Raw genomic sequence first — 19,105 nt, 5'->3', positions numbered from 1 at the left:
GTGACCACAGGCCGCAACTTCATGCTCTGTCCACTGCGGTTCAGCCAGAATCGGTCGGCTAACCCTTTGATCTACCGGAGAACGCCGCCCCATGGATGTACTGGAGCCGCAACAATCCCCGGTGCGCACCCTTCGGCCTGTGTTCGCCTTCGCGGCGATCGTTGTCGTGGCGTTCGCGCTGTTCGTCAGCCTGTTTCCGCTCGGTGCGGGCCGCCTGCTGGTCAAGGCGCAGGACTGGGCCGCACTCAATGTCGGCTGGTACTACCTGCTGGCGATGACCCTGTACTTGGTGTTCGTGGTCGGTGTGGCGCTGTCCAAGTATGGTGGCATCAAGCTCGGCGCCGACCATGATGAGCCGGAGTTCAGTTATCTTTCCTGGGCCGGCATGCTGTTCGCCGCCGGCATCAGCATCACCCTGTTCTTCTTCTGCGTCTCCGAACCGCTGACCCACTACCTGCAGCCGCCGCAGGGCGAACCGGCGGCGGGCGAGGCCGGCGCGCGCCAGGCCATGCAGCTGCTCTTCCTGCACTGGGGCCTGCATGGCTGGGGCGTGTTCGCACTCGCAGCGATGGCGATGGCCTACTTCGCCTATCGCCACAACCTGCCGCTGGCGCTGCGCTCGGCGCTGTATCCGCTGATCGGCAAGCGCATCAACGGGCCGATCGGCTACACCGTGGACGCGCTGGGCATCGTCGCCACCGTATTCGGCATCGGCGCCGACATGGGCTTCGGCGTGCTGCACCTCAACGCGGGCCTGTCGCACCTGTTCAACATCCCGCACTCCAACCTGGTGCAGATCATCCTGGTGGTCAGCATGATGGGCGCGGCGGTGGCCGTCGCGGTTTCAGGCGTGGAGAAGGGCGTGCGCTGGATGGCCAACATCAACATGCTGCTGGCGATCGCGCTGGTGCTGTTCATGCTGTGCGCCGGCCCCACCCAGTACCTGCTGAGTACGCTGATGCAGAACCTGGGCGACTACCTGGGCAGCGTGGTCGGCAAGAGTTTCGATGTGTACGCCTATGGCGGCCGGCCGGAATGGCTGGGCGGTTGGACGGTGTTCTACTGGGCCTGGTGGATCGGCTGGGCGCCGTTCGTCGGCCTGTTCATCGCGCGCATCTCGCGTGGCCGCACCATCCGCGAATTCGTGTTCGGCGTGCTGCTGATCCCGCTGGGCTTCACCCTGGCCTGGCTGTCGATCTTCGGCAACAGCGCGCTGGACCAGGTGCTGCACCACGGCCAGCAGCAGCTGGCGCAGCTGGCGGTGGATGACCCACCGACCGTGCTGTATGCACTGCTGGATGGCTACCCGTGGAGCCGCACGGTGATCGCGGTGACCGTGTTGGTCAGCTTCATCTTCTTCGTGACGTCGGCTGATTCGGGGGCGGTGGTGTTGTCCACGCTGTCCTCGCACGGCGGCGCGCCGGAGGATGATGGTCCGCGCTGGCTGCGCGTGTTCTGGGGCACGGTGATCGCGGTGCTGACCGCCGGGCTGCTGCTGGCCGGCAGCATCGATGCACTGAAATCGGCGGTGGTATTGGCCTCGCTGCCGTTCTCGGCGGTGCTGCTGCTGATGATGTGGGGCCTGACCCGCGCCTTCAGTGACGAATCGCACCGCAAGCGCGCGCTGCAGTACCGGCCCTCGCCGCTGATCGGTGACGATCGCCACCATCAGGGCTGGCGCCAGCGCCTGAGCCAGGCCATGCACTTCCCGGTGCGCGACCAGGTCTACCGCTTCATGGACGACACGGTGAAGCCGGCGATGGAAGCGGTGGCCGAACAGCTGCGCGGGCAGGGCTGGGACGTGGCCACGCGCTTCGAGGCCGGCGACATGGAGCTGACGGTCAATCACGGCGAGCAGCAGGACTTCCTGTACCGGGTGATCCTGAGTGGCTACCTGACCCCGTCGTTCGCCGCCCAGCAGCTGCGCAACCAGCGCTACTACCGCGCTGAAGTGCATCTGTTCGAAGGCAGCCAGGACTACGACCTGGTGGGCTACAGCCGCAAGCAGATCATCAACGACATCATCAGCCAGTACGAACGGCACCTGCAGTTCCTGCACCTGAGCCGGTAATACACGACCGCCGGGCATTCCCCCGGCGGTCGGTGGATTCGATGGTAGTGCCGGCCGCTGGCCGGCAACGCGAACGGGGCGGCCCATCACCGCCGCCCCGTTGGCCCATCAGAACCGGTAGCGCGCCCCCAGCGAGACGAACTGCCCGCGCAGGTTGTACTGGCTGATGTCGAAGCCGTTGGAGCCACCGGCCGGGTCGAACGGCGGATCCTTGTCGGTCAGGTTCAGCACCGACAGCGACAGCGTGGTGTTGGGAATACCTTCGTAGGCCACGTACAGGTCCAGCTGGTGATACGGCTTGATGCGGTCGCGCAGGCCCGGGTTGCTGGTCGCCGTCGCCACACGCTGGTCATAGCCGCTCACGTACTGCAGGCTCAGCGTGCTGCTCCAGTCGCCCACCGCCCAGTTCAGCGAGGTGGTGCCGCGCGTACGCGGCAACGCGCCGTGGCGATTGTTGCCAGCCCCCTCATACGGCGCCTGACCGGCTACCAGCGGTTGCTTGAAGCTCAGCAGGTGGGTCCAGCTGCTGGCCACGGTGAAGTTGCCCCAGCCCTCGGTGCGGAAGGTGTGGTTGGCGTCCAGGTCCAGCCCGGAGGTGGTCAGTTCACCCTGGTTGGCGTACTGGTTGGTGATGAACTGGATGCGCCCCTGCGCATCACGCTGTACACGGCCGGGGAACAGCGTCGGGTTGTCGACGATGAACTGCGCGCTGTCCGGCTTGACCAGGTTGTCCTGCTCGATGCGGTACCAGTCCAGGCCGATGCTGGTATCGCCATCCGGCGACCACACCGCGCCCACGTTGAAGTTGCGCGAGCGTTCGGCCTTCAGGTCCGGGTTGCCGGTGCGGATGTTGGTCACGCCACGGCTGCCACCGGGCTGCAGCGGATCCAGCGGATCGATCACCGAGCCGTAGCTGACGGTCTGGCCCGGCGCGATTTCCGGCAGCGAGGGGGCGCGGAAGCCGCGCGAGAACGAACCGCGCAGCAGCAGGCTGTCCAACGGCTGCCAGCGCAGCGCCAGCTTCGGCGAGAACGCCTTGCCGAAATCATCGTAGTGGTCGCCGCGACCAGCCACCTGCAGCTCAAGCGTGCGGTGCAGCGGCACGCTCAATTCGGCGTAGGCGGCGCTGACCTGACGCTCGCCGTTGACCACGTTGATGGCCGGACGCAGTTCGGTGCCCGACAGCACCTGCGCACTGGTGCGCGCGTCCAGTGATTCCTTGCGGAACTCGGCACCCCAGGCGAAGCCGACCGCACCGGCCGGCAGCTCCCACAGCGAGGTCGAGGCCTTCACGTTCAACGCGTGCAGCTTGTACCAGCCCGGTCGCTTGGTCTGCAGGCGCAGTGCATCCAGCGCGCCCGGCGTGCTGGACGGGTTGAGGAAGTTGTAACTGCCATCGCGCAGGATCTGTTCGAACGCGTAGCGGTTGACGAAGTTGTCGACGTATTCGCGCTGCGCGCTCTGCGAGGTCAGCGCCGCCACTTCCCAGTCCCATCGCTCGCCGCTGCCGCGCACGCCGGCCAGCGCACGGTAGAACACCTGCGTGTTGTCCTTCAGGCGCGGGCCGAGATCGAAGAAGGTGTACTCGAACGGCAGCGGCGCGCTGCCCGGGTTGTTCGGGTGGCCGACCGGCAGCACCGCCGGCACGTCGATCAGGGTGCCGGTGGCCGGGTTGTAGGCACGCAGGCCCGGGCCGACGGTCAGCGGCGCACTGAAGATCTGGTCGGCCTTGTTGTGGCTGTACAGCACGTCGGCGAACGCTTCGACGCTGTCATTGAAGCGGTAGGTCGCACTCAACGACGCCTGCAGGCGCTCGGCGCCGGGCTGCAGGGTCTTGAACGGCTGCGCGTTGAAGGCGCAGGCCTGGCCGGGCAGGGTGCTGCCGAAGTCGCTGTACGGGCGCAGCTGGCTGCCGTCGGGGCAGTTGGCGAACGGCTGCGGCGCGCGTGGGTTGGACAGCCAGTTGCCACCGGCGGTGGACCAACCGGCCAGGCGGCCGCCGGGCTTGTCGCGGAAATCGCCGCTGCGGGTGTAGGCACGCTGGTCGGCGTCGAGGCGATCACGCTTGAGCAGGTCCAGCCCGAACAGCACGTTCCAGCCCTGCTGTTCGAGGTCACCGAAGCCAGCCAGCAGGTTGGCCTTGCGCTCGTTCAGGCCGCCTTGGGTGGCGGTACCGAAGCCGCCGCCGACTTCCACGCCCTGGAAGTTCTTTCGCAGGATGATGTTGATGACGCCGGCGATGGCATCGGAACCGTACACCGCCGAGGCGCCATCCTTCAGCACTTCGATGCGTTCCACTGCGCTGATCGGCAGCGCGTTGAGGTCGACGAAGGTGTCCTGGGTGTTGAGCGCGAAACCGAAGTTGGAGACGCGGTAGCCGTTGACCAGCACCAGCGTGTTCTTCGGAGACAGGCCACGCAGGCCGATCGAGGCCGAGCCGGCGGCGAAGCTGCCGGTGTACTGTTCGTCGAAGCTGTTGCCGGCATTGGCCGACAGGTTGCGCAGCACGTCGGTGAGGGTGGAGCGGCCGGTCTGCTCGATCTGTTCGCGGCTGACGATCTGCACCGGGTTCGGCCCGGCGGTATCGCTGCGCTTGATGTTGGAGCCGGTCACCAGCACGGCGCCGAGGGTGGTGCTGTCCTTGCCGGTGTCGGCGGATTCAGCGGCGCCGGCTGCGCCGGCGGTGAGGCCCAGCGCGATCGCGCCGGCAAGCAGGTTCAGGGTGGTGCGGTACATGGAAGCGACAACGCCGAACGGGGGAGGAGCCGTCAGTACCGCACGCAGGCACGTGCGCCTTCCAATGACGAAAGCGCATTCAGTTATACATCACAGGTTCTTAACGATCGAAATAGGCAGTGGTGGACCGCATACGGGCGCCGTTACGGCATTCGACCCCGGTCCATTTAATCGACCGGGTGAATTACTAGATCGGAGACGAAAATCCAGAGGCTGTCCGGTACCTCGTTGTGGCACACAAGCCCCATACCCCTGATGCTTTCAGGAAACTGGACCAGCACCCGCAGGCCGCGTTGATGCCTGGCCATGGAAGTTTGGGATTCCTCAAGAACAATGGTTCCGTTGGTACCGATCAACCTCCAGTAGTCTTCGGAGGGCCGAACATCGTCAGGCGGGTGCTTGCTTCCGAGAAAGGTCGCCAGCAGCACCTTCCGACCATTCAATGCGCTCAACGTGATTCCTTCTTCAGCAGAGACGAAGTAGGCATTATCCATTGGGACGGCGGCGGCGCGCAGCGCCGCCGAATCCAGCGCATTGCATCAAGGCCGCAGCAGCACCTTGCCGCTACGGCCCGAACCGGCGCCCGCCTTTGCCGCCTGGGCGATGTCGTCCAGTGCGAAGATCTTCTCCACCGGCAGGGTCAGTTCGCCGCTGGCCGCACGCTTCAGCAGCTCGCCGACCAGCCGGCGCTTGTCCTCCACCGCCATCGCCTGGCTGACTTTGCTGCCCCAGAAGCCCTTCACCGTGGCCTCCTTGTAGATCAGGCCCCCGGCGGGAATGCGCATCGGCTCGCCGCTCATCACCCCGAACGACACCAGGGTGCCGTGGTGGCCGAGCAGGTCGACCAGGTCACCGCTGGCGTCGCCGCCGATGGAATCCACCGCGGCCGCGGCCTGTGCTTCGCCGGTCGCTTCACGCACGCGATCCTTCCAACCCTCCACCGAGGTGTCGAACACATGATCGATGCCCAGCGCCTGCAACTGCGCGACCGCATCGGCATTGCGCACCAGGTTGGCCACATGCACGCCACGCGCCCGCGCCAGCATCGCCAGCGACTTGCCCACCGCGCCATTGGCGGTGTTCTGCACGATCCACTGGCCTGCTTCGACGTGCAGGAATTCCAGCAGCATCAGCGCGCTCAGCGGCATGGCGATCAGCTGCGCGGCCATTTCGTCGGGGATCGCCTCGGGCATCGGAATCACCATGCGTGCCGGTGCAATGAACGCTTCGGCCCAGGTGCCATGCACCGAGGCGGCGGCCACCCGCTGGCCGATCTGCAGGCCGTCGACGCCTTCGCCGAGTGCATCGACCACGCCCAATGCTTCACTGCCACCGATCGCCGGCAGTGTCGGCTTGTAGCCGTAGAGGCCGCGCACGGTCAGCAGGTCGTGATTGTGGATCGAGGCCAGCACGGTGCGGATGCGCACCTCGCCGGGGCCGGGCTCGGGGAGGGTGGCATCGGCAATGGCGAGGACGTCGGCCGGGTTGCCGAAGGAAGGGTACTGGGCAGCGCGCATGGGCGGTGTTCCGCGGAAAGTTGATGTTGTACCGAACTGGGGACGCAGGCGCTGTCGACAAGGCGCCGCAGGTGCAACACGGCATCCTGCGACTGATCGTCGCGGCATGTCGTGATTGCCGCATCTTGTGTTGACGGTTCCGATTATCCCCACTATGTTGTGGTCGTCACTCCCGGTCAGCCGCCGCCGCCGGACACGCAGCAAACGTCCCGCGGCCCGCCCCTGAAGGCTTGCCGTGTCGACGCGGCCGCCATCGTGCGGACCCAGATCGCCCCCACGGCCCGGATACCGGCCGCAGGCGCAGGCTGTTGCCGACGATCTGGTGTTCCCGCGCTTTGGCATCCCACCCCGACCGCCCCGTGCGCCGGTATCGCGTGCAGGGCCGCCATGGCATCGACCGCCAACGCGCGTGCGAGCCTGGAGCTTCACCACCATGACCGACAGTACCTTCCGCGTGGCCGATCTGGCCGGCGCTGGCGACGCCTTGCGCGCCGGTGGCGAGCGCGTGCCGACCTGGATCACCAAGGAGGCCGGCAACCGCCGCCTGCCATTCGACGCCGAGCGCCTGCAGCGCAGCATCGATGCGGTGCACGCCGAGTTCCCGCAGCTGGATGTGAGCGACTACCGCCGCGTGGTGCAGGCAATGGTCGAGCGCAAGCCCAGCATCAGCGCCGATGACCTTGTCGATCTGCTGATCCGCGAGGCCGAATCGCGCGTGGACCTGGTCGCGCCGGAGTGGGAGCAGTTTGCCGCGCGCATCTACCTGCGCCGCCTGTACAAGCGTGCCAGCCGCAACCGCTTCTACGATGTCGGCCTGAAGTACGGCTCCTACGTGGGCCTGCAGGAAAGCCTGGCTGACCGCGGCATCTACAGCAACGACATCCTGCGCTGCTACTCGAAGGAAGAACTGCAGCAGGCCGGCGGTATGATCGACCCGGAACGCGACCGCCTGTTCGCCTACAACGGCCTGTACCTGCTGGCCACGCGCTATCTGGCCAGCGACCGCAGCCGCGAGGTCTATGAGCTGCCGCAGGAGCGTTGGCTGACCATCGCGCTGTACCTCATGCAGGAAGAAAAGCCGCGCGAGCGGCGCATGCAGCTGGTCGGCGAGGCGTACTGGGCGCTGTCCAACCTGTACATGACGGTGGCCACGCCGACCCTGGCCAACGCCGGCAAGGTCGGGGGGCAACTGTCCAGCTGCTTCATCGACACGGTGGACGACAGCCTGCAGGGCATCTATGACTCCAATACCGACATCGCCCGCGTGTCCAAGCACGGCGGCGGCGTGGGCGCCTATCTGGGCTATGTGCGCAGCAGCGGCGCGCCGATACGGGGCGTGCCCAATTCCTCCGGCGGCGTGGTGCCGTGGATCAAGCAGCTCAACAACACCGCAGTGTCGGTCGACCAGCTTGGCCAGCGCAAGGGCGCGGTGGCGGTGTACCTGGACATCTGGCACCGCGACATCGAAGCCTTCATGGACCTGCGCCTCAACAACGGCGACCAGCGCCTGCGCGCGCATGATGTGTTCACCTCGGTGTGCGTGCCGGACCTGTTCATGGAAGCAGTCGAACGCCGTGCCGACTGGTACCTGTTCGACCCGCACGAGGTGAAGCAGGCCAAGGGCTGGTACCTGCAGGACTTCTACGACGAGAAGCGCGGCGCGGGCAGCTTCCGCGACCGCTACGCCGAACTGGTGGCCGACGAGCGCATCAGCCGGCGCACGGTGAAGGCGATCGATCTGTTCAAGCGCATCATGCTCAGCCAGCTGGAGACGGGCAACCCGTTCCTGTTCTACCGCGACGAGGTCAACCGCCGTAACCCGAACAAGCACGCCGGCATGATCTATTCCAGCAACCTGTGCACCGAGATCCTGCAGAACATGAGCCCGACGCGGATGATCCAGGAGATCGTCAGCGGCGATCAGATCGTCACCACACGCCGCGCCGGCGACTTCGTGGTCTGCAACCTGTCTTCGATCAACCTCGGCCGAGCGATCCGTGCGCCGGATGACCTGCTGGCCACCGATGTGCTGGAGCGCCTGATCCCGATCCAGGTGCGCATGCTGGACAACGTGATCGACCTCAACGCACTGCCGGTGCCGCAGGCCACGATCACCAACCGCAAGTACCGCGCCATCGGACTGGGCACGTTCGGTTGGCACCACCTGCTGGCGCAGCAGGCGATCCAGTGGGATTCACCGGATGCCGAACAACTGGCCGACCGCCTGTATGAGCGCATCAATTTCCTGACCATCCAGGCCAGCGCGCAACTGGCGAAGGAAAAGGGCAGCTATCCGATGTTCACCGGCAGCGATTGGCACAACGGGCGTTACTTCCGTGACCGCGACTACACTGGCGCCGCATGGGACAGCCTGGCCCGCGAGGTCGCCACGCACGGCCTGCGCAACGGCTGGCTGCTGGCGGTGGCGCCGAACATGAGCACCGCGCAGATTGCCGGTTCCACCGCATCGATCGACCCGATCTACAGCGCGTTCTACTACGAGGAAAAAAAGGACTTCCGGCGGCCGGTGGCAGCGCCGGGGTTGTCGCTGGAAACCTGGCCGTACTACGAGAAGGGGGCGTACAAGGTCGACCAGTTCGCCAGCGTGCGCCAGAACGCGCGTCGCCAGCGCCATGTTGATCAGTCGATCAGCTTCAACCTGTACGTGCCCAGCACGATCCGCGCCAGCACCCTGCTGGAGCTGCACCTGAGCGCCTGGCGCGAGGGCCTGAAGACCACCTACTACGTGCGCTCCAACGACATCGACATCAGCGAATGCGAGTGGTGCGCCAGCTGACCGCTGCGGCCCCTGTAGCGCCGAGCCCACGCTCGGCTCCGACGCGAAGAGCAGCCGAGCATGGGCTCGGCTCTACATCTGCAACGCACGTAATACGAAGGTAGACGACCATGGCAACCCCCCTCGACCGCATCAAGATCCTCGAACCGCGCCATCCCAACCGCAGCACCGGCATCATCAACGGCCGCACCAGCGGGATACTGAACTGGAATGACATCCCGTACCCGTCGTTCTATCGGGCCTACAAGGAGCTGTCGACCAACTTCTGGATCCCCGACGAGGTCGACATGAAGGCCGATGCGCGCCAGTACGGCGAGCTGTCCGGGCGCGAAAAGAACGCCTACGACTCGATCATCGGCCTGCTGGCCACGCTCGACTCACCGCAGACGCGCTTCATCTACAACGTGGCCGAGTACATCACCGACCCGGCCGCGCATGCCAATGCCGCGATCATCGGCCAGCAGGAAGTGATCCACAACGAGAGTTACAGCTATGTGCTGGCCTCGATCACCGACCTGCCGAACCAGAACCGCGTATTTGAACTGGCGCGCACCCATCCGACCATCATCAAGCGCAACGCGCCGATCATGGGCGCGTATGACGACTTCATGCGCGAGAAGACCGCCGAGACCCTGTTGAAGTCGCTGATCCAGTCCTCGATCCTGGAGGGCATCAACTTCTATTCCGGATTTGCGTACTTCTACAACATGGTGCGGCAGAACCGCATGACCGGCACCGGCAAGATCATCAGTTTCATCAACCGCGACGAGCTGGCCCATACCAAGTTCATCAGCGAGCTGATCCGCGCCATCATCGGCGAGAACCCGGAGCTGCAGACCAACGAGCTGACCGCCTATGTGCACCAGGCGTTCGAGCACGCCATCGAACTGGAAACCCAGTGGTCATCGGAAGTACTGGACGGCATCGATGGCATCGATGTGGAGGAAATGACGCGCTACGTGAAGTACCGCGCCAACAAGATGGCCGGCATGCTCGGCATCGAGCGGCTGTACAGCGACACCACCGACAACGTGATGCCGTGGATCAAGGCTTACGCCGACAACTTCACCGAAACCAAGACCGACTTCTTCGAGATGCGCAATGCAAGTTACAAGAAGACCAACGTCGACAACGGCTTCGACGACCTCTGAGTCCGGCACGGCGCTGAGCATCCTGCTGGTGGTGGCCTCACTGAGCGGCAACACCCGCGAGCTTGGCCGGCAGATTGCCGAGCGTTGCCGCGCTGCAGGCCATGCCGTGCACTGGCAGGAGGCCGACGACCTGCAGCAGGCGCCGTCCCTGGCGGCCGACGAGGCCGACCTGGTGCTGCTGGGCTGCTGGACCGACAACGCCGGCCGCACGCCTTCGGAGATGAAGGCATGGGTGGCTGGCATCGCCGAGCGCGGCGAGCGGCCGCGGCAGCTGGCGGTGTTCGGTACCGGCGAGACACAGTGGGGGCAGGAGTACTACTGCGGTGCTGTGCACCGGCTGATCCGCTACTTCCACAGCGACTATCCGCCGCTGGAGATCGAACAGATGCCGCATGGAGAGCGCCATGCCGCGGCCATCGAGGCTTGGACCGATGCGGTCCTGGCCCATTACTGGAGCAACAGCGATGCAGATCATCGACGCCACCACGCCTGAGCAGTTCCAGCAGCTGCTGGCCGAACACCCGCGCGTACTGGTGGACTTCCACAAGGACCAGTGCCCGGGGTGCCGGATGCTGGAGATGTCGCTGCACCGGGTGGCCAACAGCGTCGCGGGGCAGGGCACCACGCTGCTGCGCGTGCAGCTGGAGGTGCTGGGCGAGGCGTTCTTCAGGGAACTGGGGCTGCGGCAGACGCCGACGCTCTCGCTGTTCCGTGACGGGGACGAACGTACCCGCCTGGCAGGGTTCCAGTCGCCGCAGCAGATCGAGGCCGCGATTGCGTTGCATTTGTAGCATGGAGATGGCGGGGTCGGAGCCCTTGCCTGCGGCAGGGAGTCCGACCCCAGGGATGCGGTTTACGCCCCGGCGAAGGTGTCCACCAGCAGCTTCACGTTCAACCCCACGATCACCAGCGCGATCACCCAGGCGATCGCGCCCAGCCAGCGCGGTGCGACCAGCGCGCCCATCGTCACCTTGTCGGTCACGATCCGCACCAGCGGGATGATCGCGAACGGCAACTGCATCGACAGCACCACCTGGCTCAGCACCAGCAGCTTCACCGCGCCCTGGTCGCCGAACAGCAGGATCACCACCACCACCGGGATGATGGCCAGCGCACGCGTGATCAGCCGACGCAGCCACGGCGGCATTCGCAGGTGCAGGAAGCCTTCCATCACGATCTGGCCGGCCAGCGTGGCGGTCACCGTCGAATTCAGGCCCGAGGCCAGCAGGGCCACCGCGAACAACGTCGCCGCCGCGCCCACACCCAGCATCGGTGCCAGCAGCTGGTGCGCCTGCTCGATGTCTTCCACATCAAATCGGCCATTGGCATGGAACACCGCCGCCGCCAGGATCAGGATGCTGGCGTTGATGAACAGCGCCAGGGTCAGCGCGAGGGTGCTGTCGGTGACCGCCCAGCGCAGCGCGCTGCGGCGGCCTTCATCGGTACGCGGGTAGGCGCGGGTCTGCACGATGGACGAATGCAGGTACAGGTTGTGCGGCATCACGGTGGCACCAATGATGCCGATCGCGATGTACAGCGCGTTCGGATCGGTCACCACCTGCGCGCGCGGAATGAAGCCGCCCAGCACCGCCATCACCGGCGGCGCCGCCATCGCGATCTGGACCACGAAGCAGCCGAAGATCACCATCAGCAGCGCGATCACGAACGCTTCCAGCGCACGGAAGCCGCGGTTCATCAGCAGCAGCACCAGCAGCGTGTCCAGCGCGGTGATCACCGCACCCCACAGCAGTGGCAGATCGAACAGCAGTTTCAGTGCGATGGCGGTGCCGATCACCTCGGCCAGGTCACAGGCGATGATCGCCGCCTCGCACAGCGCCCACAACGCCAGGTTCACCGGCTTGGGGTAACGCGCGCGGCAGGCCTGCGCCAGGTCCATGCCGGTGGCGATGCCGAGCCGCGCCGACAGCGCCTGCAGGATCACCGCCATCAGGTTGGAGACGAGGATGACCGACAGCAGCAGGTAGCCGAAGCGCGAGCCGCCGGCGAGGTCAGTGGCCCAGTTGCCAGGGTCCATGTAGCCGACCGAGATCATGTAGCCCGGGCCGAGGAAGGCCAGCAGGCGGAACCACCAATGGCCCCTGTCGGGCACCGCGACCGAGGCGTTGAGCGCACCCAGGCTGGCCGGAGTGGAGGCCGAAGGGTCGCTGGGCGCCAAGGTATTCATGGGTCCAAATATAGCTCCGGCTATAGTCATTAGCAATGTGAAACAATCGTCTTTATCGTGTGACTGGTCCAGAATTCAGGTTCAACACCGGATTGCACCGGAAGGACAGGCGCAGGCGTGGGCAAGACCGACGATTCGACATCGCTGAAAAGCACCCCCTTGATCGAGGCCGAGCGCCAGGTCGAGAGCTTCCGGCAAGTGCGCGAGGCGCACCGGATGGAGCTGGTGGAGGACTATGTCGAGCTGATTTCGGACCTGCTGGCCGACGGCGGCGAGGCCCGCCAGGTCGACATCGCCACCCGACTGGGCGTGGCCCAGCCCACCGTGGCGAAGATGCTGCGGCGCCTGGCCCGTGATGGCTGGGTGGTACAGCGGCCGTACCGTGGCGTGTTCCTGACCCCGGAAGGCGAGGCGCTGGCCCACGCCAGCCGCCAGCGCCACCAGACCGTGGAGCGTTTCCTGCTGGCGCTGGGCGTGGACGCGGATACCGCGCGGCGCGATGCCGAGGGCATCGAGCACCATGTGAGCGAGCAGACGCTGGCCTTGTTCGAAGCCTTCGTGCGCAAGGCCGAGGGCGAGGCGCCGTAACGGTAGCGCCGGGCCATGGCCTCCGGCCGTTCGCGCGATCCCGGTTTTTGTGGAGCCGGGCCATGCTCGGCTGCCGTTCGCACGGTGATCGAATGCGTCGAGCGTGGCTCGACTCTACAGATCGGGCGGGCAGCGCGCCTGCTGCTGCGCACACGCCCGTTTCATCCATTCCTTCAACACCGGCTGCAGGCCTTCATAGCGCCGGCCTTGCCAGCCGTTGGCCAGCACCGTGCCGTCGGCATCGATCAGTACCAGGTTCGGCGGTGCCAGCCCGGCCAATGCCTGCAGCGCCGGCATGCGCGCGGCGCGGCGCGGGTCCAGCACCGGCCACGGCATGTCCTGCGCGTGCATGTAGCGGCGCAGCGCGCTCTCGCTCTCATCCAGGCTGACGTACACCACTTCGGTATCGGCGCCGGCCTCGCGCAATGCGTCGCGCACGCTGCGCAGCGTGGGGACGAACGCATGGCACGGTGCGCACCAGTCGGCACCGAAGTACAGCGCGACCAGCTTCGGCGGCGACCACTGCATCGGCCGCAGCGAGCGCTGCTCCGGCCGCATCAACGAGGCCGAGACCTGCGCGTGCAGGTCCGCAGCCATCGTCGGTGCGGCCGGCAGCGCGGCACAGGCCAGCAACAGCGCTCGCAGTGCTTCAGAACGCATAGCGCAGGTTGACGTACCACGAGCGCGCGAAGCGCGGCCCATAGACATAGTCGCTGTCACGCAGCGCGCCCACTTCCAGATCCTTCTGGCACTGATCGAACACGTTCTTGACGCCCGCGGCCACCGACACTTCCTGCTGCGCCTGTGCGCCCAGATGGCGGTGCCAGCGCGCCCCGAGATCGGTGACCAGGAACGAACGCGTGCGGTGCAGTTCGCCCAACCGGTTGTTCAGCACCGACATCGGCCCGGTATGGCGCAGCGCGACGAAGGTTTCCCACGGTTCGGCCGGCATCCAGCTGAGCTGGGCCAGGCCGGTCCAGCGCGGAGTCTTCAGGTAGTCGCGGCTTTCGATCACGGTGTCGCCACCGTCGCCGCTGTCGTCGAAGACGCGCTGCGGCTCGCGGAAGCGCGAGCGGTACCACGAGGCGCCGGCGGTCAGGCGCCACTGCGGCGACGGCTGCCAGCCGAGGTTGGTTTCCGCACCCAGCACTTCCGAGCCGGAGGCGTTGTAACGCAGCTGGCTCAGCTGGCCGTCATCGCTGCGCTGGATCTCGCCCAGCGCGAAGGTATCGCGGATGCGTGCATAGGAGGCGGTAGCATCCCAGCTCCACACCGGATTGGCCGGGTCCGAGCGCCAGTCGAAGCCGAACAGGGTGGTCAACGCGCGCTCCTCCTTCAGGCCATCGGTATTGCGCACGCGCACCTGTTCGCCACCGAGCGTATCGACGTGCACATCCTCAACGAAGATCTCCGGAGCACGGAAGCCGGTGGCGATGCCCGCCCGCCATTTCAGGTTCGGTGTAGCCTGCCAGGCCAGCGCGATGCGCGGCGAGAACACCGCGCTGTCCAGTTCCGAGCTCTTGTCCACGCGTGCACCCAGCACCAGGTCGACGTTGTCGCGCAGGCTCCATTCGTCCTGGATGAACGCGCCCAGGTTGTGGAAGGTCGCATCCTCCAGCACCGCAAGACGCTGCCCGTCACCGGTGCGGTTGTCGTCGCGCAGCGCCTCGTGCTTGTACTGCACACCGAAGGCTAGCGCATGCGCGCCCAGCCGCCAGTTCAACTGGCTGTCGATGTAGTGCAGCGGGTTGTGGGTGCGGCCGTACTGGCGCCACGAACGCGAGGCCGCGCTGCCGGCCACGTTGCGGTCCAGCTGCGACGGGTCATAGCCGGGTGCGGACGGATCGGTGACTACGTCGCCGAGACCGCCGTAGAAGCTGTCGCGGTCGATGTCGGCGAAGGCGTAGGCCAAGCGGAAATCGACGTCGGCAGTGATCTCCTGGTCCCACGACACACTGCCGCGCCGGTATTTCGTATCCAGCGATTCGGCGATGTTGGCCAGGTATTCGGGCTGGTCCAGGCGGTTGCCGCCGCGGCGGGTTTCATCGGTCACCTGCAGGTCCAGGCGCAGCCGCGTGCCCGGCGTGGGCGCGTACCAGGCCTGCAGCCCGCCGACCTTGAGGTTCTTGCGGGTGATCTCGGTGTAGCCGTCACCGTTGTAGTCGATGCCGTTGTTCCAGTTGCGCTGGGCAATCACGGACAGGCCGGCGTCTACTTCCTTGGCCACCAGGTCCAGCCGCACGTCGGCGTTCTTCTGCGGCGTACCTTCCAGGACATCCACGCCGGCCTGCACATGGCCACCACTGCGCGCCGGCAGCGGCGGAATCAGGTTGATCACACCGGCAACCGCACCCGGGCCGTACAGCGCCGAGCCACCGCCCTTGACCACTTCGATGCGGTCGACGAACCCGGCCGGGATCTGTTCCAGGCCGTACACGCTGCCCAGCGTGGACAGCAGCGGGATGCCATCGAACAGCAGCTGGTTGTAGGCACCGGGCAGGCCCAGCAGCTGCACTTCGCTGGTGTTGCAGTTCTGGCAGTTGCTCTCCACGCGCAGGCCGTTGATCAGCTCGGCGGCGCGCGAGAAGTCGGTGGCCGCGCGCAGCGCGATGTCTTCCTTGCGCAGCACTTCGGTGCGGATCGGCACGTCCGACAGCAGGCGTTCGCTGCGCGTGGCGGTGCTCACCTTGACCTGCACACGGTCCAGTTCGGTCGGTTTCGGAGTGGCGGCCAGTGCGGGCAGCGGCAGGGTCAGGGCAATGGCGGCGGCCAGGGGCAGCCGATGGAAGAGGGGCGTGGCAACGGGCATGAGGGCGTCGTCCTTGGGGAAAGAAAGGCGGCGAGGGCGACCTGGCTGACGCATATGAAAGCAGTGGCTTATCAATATAGCAAGTGCTATATAAGGAAGCCGCAGTCATTCCGAGCGGAACGCCGACCGAGCCAGATCATGGTTGTGTTATAACATTACATTTGGCAGCCGCAACCCTGCCTGTGGTCATGCACGGAGGTTGGTGTTGCTGTGTGGTTGGGGTCAGAGCCCTCTCCCTTGGAAAGGGATCCGACCCCGGGGGCGATCGTCAGCCGCGGCGGAACGCGGCGGGCGTGCGGGCGCCGACGATGATCATGCGGATCATCGTGGAGATCTCTTCGATCAGCTCCGGGTCCTTCTCCGGCGGCAGGTCCATGGCGGTGGCACCCATCGCGAACACCAGCCGGGTGATGGCCTTGGCCACCAGTTCCGGGGCATGCAGCACGGCGCCGTCCAGCGCGGCCAGGCGCACCAGGTCGTGCTGCAGCTCTTCCTCGAAATAGTGCAGCTCACGTTCGACCGCGTGCTTGAAGTCGTCCGAACCCACCGCGCCTTCGCGCAGCAGTACGTGCAGCAGCTTGTCGTCGGCGCGCAGCTGTTCCATGAAGGTCTCCACCGAAACCCGCACCACGCTGGCGGCGGTGGAGGTGGCACGCTGGCGGGCCTCGCCGATGATGGTCCGCAGCGAACGGCCGGCGGCGTCGATCAGCGCCACGGCCAGTTCGTCCATGTCGCGGAACTGCCGGTAGAAGCTGTTCGGCGCGATGCCGGCCTCACGAGCCACTTCGCGCAGGCTGAGCGTGGACAGGCTGCGGTGCGGCCCGATCAGTTTCAGGGCGGCGGCCAGCAGATCCTCGCGGCTCACCGTACGGCGGGCCGGGCTGTTGGCATCTTCGGGCGTCGACAAGGCGGTGGCGGCGGCCATGGGGGTTCCGGTGGGGCGAGGCTGAATCATACCCAATCCGGTTCAATATACACATGTATACACAGGTGTATGTGCGCCCGTATAGTTCGCCCATGAGCGCTGTCGTCCGTCCGTCCCTGTTCTCTCCGTACCGCTGGGTCTCGCCGTCGCTGTTCGATTTCTGGGCAGGCCAGCTCAATCCCCTGTGGACCCTGCGCGAGCCGGTGGCCCGCCTGGTCCGGCGAGAGCCGGCCGGCGAGGGCGCGGCGACCCTGGTCCTGCGCACCAACCGGCACTGGGCCGGCATGCGCGCCGGCCAGCACGTCACCCTGGGCGTGGAGATTGAAGGGCGCCTGTGGCAGCGCAGCTACAGCCCCACCGCACTGGGTCGGCGCGAGCTGGCGATCACCGTCAAGGCGATCGACGGCGGCCTCGTCAGCCAGCACCTGGTCAACCGCGCGCAGCCGGGCGAACTGTTCCGCCTCGATGCCGCCTTCGGCGAGTTCCACATGCCGGCTGCGGCGCCGGTGTTGCTGCTGGCTGCCGGCAGTGGCATCACGCCGATGCGCAGCCTGTTGCGCGACGCCTGCCAGCGCCCGCTGGCAGCGCCGGTGGACCTGTTCTACTGGGAACGCAGCGCCGCCCACCTGCAGTTCCGTGATGAGCTGCAGGCGTTGGCCGCCAGCCAGCCGAACCTGCGTGTGCATCTGCAGACCACCCGCGAAGGGGATGTGCCCGCCGCACGGATCGATTCCCACGACCTGCAGGTGGCGGGCGATGACACCCCGTTGGCGCAGCGCCATGTGCTGGCCTGCGGCCCGGACGGCTTCGTTGCCGCCGCCCGCGAACGCCTGGCGCACCAGGTCGCCGGTTTCCAGGCGGAAGCGTTCACTCCTCCCGCACCGCTGCGTGACGCCAGCAGTGAAGGGGAGGTCGTGCTGACGCTGGCGCGCAGTGGCCGCCAGCTGAGCGTGCCGCGTGGCAGCTCGCTGCTGGAAAGCCTGGAAGCCCATGGCATCAAGCCCAGGCATGGCTGCCGCATGGGCATCTGCAACACCTGCAGCTGTGACCGCGTCAGTGGCGCCACCCGCCACCTGCGCACCGGCGACCTGCAGTCCGAATCGGCGCAGCCGGTACGGATCTGCGTGAGCGCACCGACCACCGACCTGACCCTGGATCTCTGAGGACGCCTGCCATGACCCGCGCTACCGACCGTGCCCTGAGTACTGCCGAGATGCATGCCTTCGGTGAGGAACTCGACGCGATCCGCGACCGTGTGATCGGCAGCCTCGGCGCCTCCGATACCCGCTACATCCGCCGCGTGGCCGCCGCCGTGCGCTGGTTTGGCGTGGGGGGCCGTGGCCTGCTGTTTCTGGCGGCGTTCTCGCCACTGTTCTGGATGCCGCTGCTGTGGCCGGCCGCGATCACCGGCACGCTGCTGCTGGCGCTGTCGAAGATCCTGGAGAACATGGAGCTGGGCCACAACGTCATGCACGGCCAGTTCGACTGGACCGGCGACCCCAAGCTCAACGGCAATACCTATGAGTGGGATATCGTTGCCACTGCCGACAACTGGCGCAAGACCCACAATTTCCGCCACCACACCTACACCAACGTGCGTGGCATGGACGATGACATCGGTTATGGCCTGCTGCGCATCTTCCCGGAGCAGCGCTGGAAGCCGTTCTACCTGCTGCAGCCGATCATCGCGCCGATCTTCGCGCTGCTGTTCCAGTGGGGCGTGGCCGCGCAGGACCTGCGCCTGGGCCGCTGGCTGAAGGGTCGCATCAGCGGCCGTGCGATGTGGATGCAGACCCGCCCGGTGGCGCGGAAAATGGCCCGCCAGGTGCTGAAGGACTACGTGTTCTTCCCGCTGCTGGCCGGCCCGTTCTTCCTCACCGTGATGCTGGGCAACATGGTGGCCAACGGACTGCGCAACATCTGGACCTACGTGATCATCTTCTGCGGCCACTTCACCGCCGAATCGGAAACCTTCCCGAAGGAATGCCTGCGCAACGAATCGCGCGGCCACTGGTACCTGCGCCAGCTGCGCGGTTCATCCAACATCAGCGGCGGCTTCCTGATCAACGTGCTGTCGGGCAACCTCAGCCACCAGATCGAGCATCACTTCTATCCGGACCTGCCGGCCAACCGCTATGCGGCCATTGCCAAGGAAGTGAAGGACATCTGCCGTCGCTACGGCCAGCACTACAACAACGGCTCGCTGCCGCGCCAGTTCGGCCAGGTGGTCTGGCGCATCCTGCGCCACGCGTTCCCGAGCAAGCCGCGCCGCCTGCCGATGTCGGACATCATGTCCGCACCGGCATCGGCCAACGCGGGCTGATCA

Annotated in this window: 15 protein-coding genes; 8 read left to right on the top strand and 7 right to left on the bottom strand. The window is 66.3% G+C overall.

The genetic code is table 11. The features are described from left to right. Positions 1 to 91: 91 nt before the first annotated feature. Entirely contained in the window at positions 92 to 2,071 is a 1,980-nt protein-coding gene (betT, locus tag AC5P98_RS11175) for a choline BCCT transporter BetT (protein ID WP_049407437.1), read from the top strand. Between the two features lie 108 nt (positions 2,072 to 2,179). Here the strand turns inward: betT and AC5P98_RS11170 are convergent, their stop codons facing one another. The 3 genes from AC5P98_RS11170 to AC5P98_RS11160 form a co-directional block, all read right to left on the bottom strand. Beyond that, entirely contained in the window at positions 2,180 to 4,807 is a 2,628-nt protein-coding gene (locus AC5P98_RS11170; RefSeq protein ID WP_049407439.1) for a TonB-dependent receptor, read from the bottom strand. A 167-nt stretch (positions 4,808 to 4,974) separates the two neighbouring features. Further along, on the bottom strand, positions 4,975 to 5,301 hold the full coding sequence (locus AC5P98_RS11165; protein ID WP_049407441.1) for a hypothetical protein: 327 nt from the start codon (positions 5,299 to 5,301) through the stop codon (positions 4,975 to 4,977). 45 nt (positions 5,302 to 5,346) lie between these two features. Continuing rightward, on the bottom strand, positions 5,347 to 6,324 hold the full coding sequence (locus AC5P98_RS11160; protein WP_049407443.1) for a zinc-binding dehydrogenase: 978 nt from the start codon (positions 6,322 to 6,324) through the stop codon (positions 5,347 to 5,349). 433 nt (positions 6,325 to 6,757) lie between these two features. Between AC5P98_RS11160 and AC5P98_RS11155 the strand changes: the two genes are divergently transcribed. From AC5P98_RS11155 to AC5P98_RS11140, 4 genes are all read left to right on the top strand, one after another. Continuing rightward, on the top strand, positions 6,758 to 9,121 hold the full coding sequence (locus tag AC5P98_RS11155; protein ID WP_049407445.1) for a ribonucleoside-diphosphate reductase subunit alpha: 2,364 nt from the start codon (positions 6,758 to 6,760) through the stop codon (positions 9,119 to 9,121). Positions 9,122 to 9,231: 110 nt separating this feature from the next. Further along, positions 9,232 to 10,272: a ribonucleotide-diphosphate reductase subunit beta gene (locus AC5P98_RS11150; RefSeq protein WP_008267116.1), complete on the top strand. Its 1,041-nt coding sequence runs from the start codon at positions 9,232 to 9,234 to the stop codon at positions 10,270 to 10,272. A 13-nt stretch (positions 10,273 to 10,285) separates the two neighbouring features. Continuing rightward, positions 10,286 to 10,765, top strand: a complete 480-nt coding sequence (locus tag AC5P98_RS11145) for a flavodoxin (protein WP_041864216.1) — start codon at positions 10,286 to 10,288, stop codon at positions 10,763 to 10,765. After that, on the top strand, positions 10,737 to 11,063 hold the full coding sequence (locus AC5P98_RS11140) for a thioredoxin family protein (protein WP_005409967.1): 327 nt from the start codon (positions 10,737 to 10,739) through the stop codon (positions 11,061 to 11,063). Before AC5P98_RS11145 ends, AC5P98_RS11140 begins: the two co-directional genes overlap by 29 nt. 62 nt (positions 11,064 to 11,125) lie before the next feature. Here the strand turns inward: AC5P98_RS11140 and AC5P98_RS11135 are convergent, their stop codons facing one another. Further along, positions 11,126 to 12,457, bottom strand: coding sequence for an Nramp family divalent metal transporter (locus tag AC5P98_RS11135; protein ID WP_049407449.1), 1,332 nt, complete (start codon positions 12,455 to 12,457; stop codon positions 11,126 to 11,128). A 117-nt stretch (positions 12,458 to 12,574) separates the two neighbouring features. Between AC5P98_RS11135 and mntR the strand changes: the two genes are divergently transcribed. Continuing rightward, positions 12,575 to 13,045 carry a manganese-binding transcriptional regulator MntR gene (gene mntR, locus AC5P98_RS11130; RefSeq protein ID WP_014647435.1) on the top strand — a complete coding sequence of 157 codons (471 nt, stop codon included), beginning with the start codon at positions 12,575 to 12,577 and terminating at the stop codon, positions 13,043 to 13,045. A 114-nt stretch (positions 13,046 to 13,159) separates the two neighbouring features. On the opposite strand, the gene AC5P98_RS11125 is transcribed toward mntR, so the two are convergent. The 3 genes from AC5P98_RS11125 to fabR form a co-directional block, all read right to left on the bottom strand. Next, entirely contained in the window at positions 13,160 to 13,705 is a 546-nt protein-coding gene (locus AC5P98_RS11125; protein WP_032962530.1) for a thioredoxin-like domain-containing protein, read from the bottom strand. After that, positions 13,695 to 15,854, bottom strand: a complete 2,160-nt coding sequence (locus AC5P98_RS11120) for a TonB-dependent receptor plug domain-containing protein (RefSeq protein WP_495230024.1) — start codon at positions 15,852 to 15,854, stop codon at positions 13,695 to 13,697. Before AC5P98_RS11120 ends, AC5P98_RS11125 begins: the two co-directional genes overlap by 11 nt. A gap of 268 nt (positions 15,855 to 16,122) precedes the next feature. Further along, positions 16,123 to 16,779: an HTH-type transcriptional repressor FabR gene (fabR, locus tag AC5P98_RS11115; protein ID WP_049407452.1), complete on the bottom strand. Its 657-nt coding sequence runs from the start codon at positions 16,777 to 16,779 to the stop codon at positions 16,123 to 16,125. Positions 16,780 to 16,871: 92 nt separating this feature from the next. Here fabR and AC5P98_RS11110 point away from each other — a divergent pair, with 92 nt between their 5' ends. Beyond that, positions 16,872 to 17,942, top strand: a complete 1,071-nt coding sequence (locus tag AC5P98_RS11110; RefSeq protein WP_049407453.1) for a ferredoxin reductase — start codon at positions 16,872 to 16,874, stop codon at positions 17,940 to 17,942. A gap of 11 nt (positions 17,943 to 17,953) precedes the next feature. Then, positions 17,954 to 19,102, top strand: a complete 1,149-nt coding sequence (locus tag AC5P98_RS11105; protein ID WP_005413710.1) for a fatty acid desaturase family protein — start codon at positions 17,954 to 17,956, stop codon at positions 19,100 to 19,102. The last annotated feature ends 3 nt before the right edge of the window (positions 19,103 to 19,105 follow it).

The sequence above is a fragment of the Stenotrophomonas sp. YJH_SMC_135 genome, assembly GCF_059372355.1.
Note: the sequence above shows the minus strand (reverse complement) of the source record. Positions and strands in the feature narration are given on the sequence as shown.

Bases quoted from the DNA above. Each gene is read 5' to 3' on its own strand.
- AC5P98_RS11135 (WP_049407449.1), bottom strand. From the start codon at position 12,457: ATGAATACCTTGGCGCCCAGCGACCCTTCGGCCTCCACTCCGGCCAGC.
- AC5P98_RS11170 (WP_049407439.1), bottom strand. From the start codon at position 4,807: ATGTACCGCACCACCCTGAACCTGCTTGCCGGCGCGATCGCGCTGGGC.
- AC5P98_RS11155 (WP_049407445.1), top strand. From the start codon at position 6,758: ATGACCGACAGTACCTTCCGCGTGGCCGATCTGGCCGGCGCTGGCGAC.
- betT (WP_049407437.1), top strand. From the start codon at position 92: ATGGATGTACTGGAGCCGCAACAATCCCCGGTGCGCACCCTTCGGCCT.
- AC5P98_RS11140 (WP_005409967.1), top strand. From the start codon at position 10,737: ATGCAGATCATCGACGCCACCACGCCTGAGCAGTTCCAGCAGCTGCTG.
- AC5P98_RS11110 (WP_049407453.1), top strand. From the start codon at position 16,872: ATGAGCGCTGTCGTCCGTCCGTCCCTGTTCTCTCCGTACCGCTGGGTC.
- AC5P98_RS11120 (WP_495230024.1), bottom strand. From the start codon at position 15,854: ATGCCCGTTGCCACGCCCCTCTTCCATCGGCTGCCCCTGGCCGCCGCC.
- AC5P98_RS11105 (WP_005413710.1), top strand. From the start codon at position 17,954: ATGACCCGCGCTACCGACCGTGCCCTGAGTACTGCCGAGATGCATGCC.
- AC5P98_RS11160 (WP_049407443.1), bottom strand. From the start codon at position 6,324: ATGCGCGCTGCCCAGTACCCTTCCTTCGGCAACCCGGCCGACGTCCTC.
- AC5P98_RS11165 (WP_049407441.1), bottom strand. From the start codon at position 5,301: ATGGATAATGCCTACTTCGTCTCTGCTGAAGAAGGAATCACGTTGAGC.
- AC5P98_RS11150 (WP_008267116.1), top strand. From the start codon at position 9,232: ATGGCAACCCCCCTCGACCGCATCAAGATCCTCGAACCGCGCCATCCC.
- AC5P98_RS11125 (WP_032962530.1), bottom strand. From the start codon at position 13,705: ATGCGTTCTGAAGCACTGCGAGCGCTGTTGCTGGCCTGTGCCGCGCTG.
- fabR (WP_049407452.1), bottom strand. From the start codon at position 16,779: ATGGCCGCCGCCACCGCCTTGTCGACGCCCGAAGATGCCAACAGCCCG.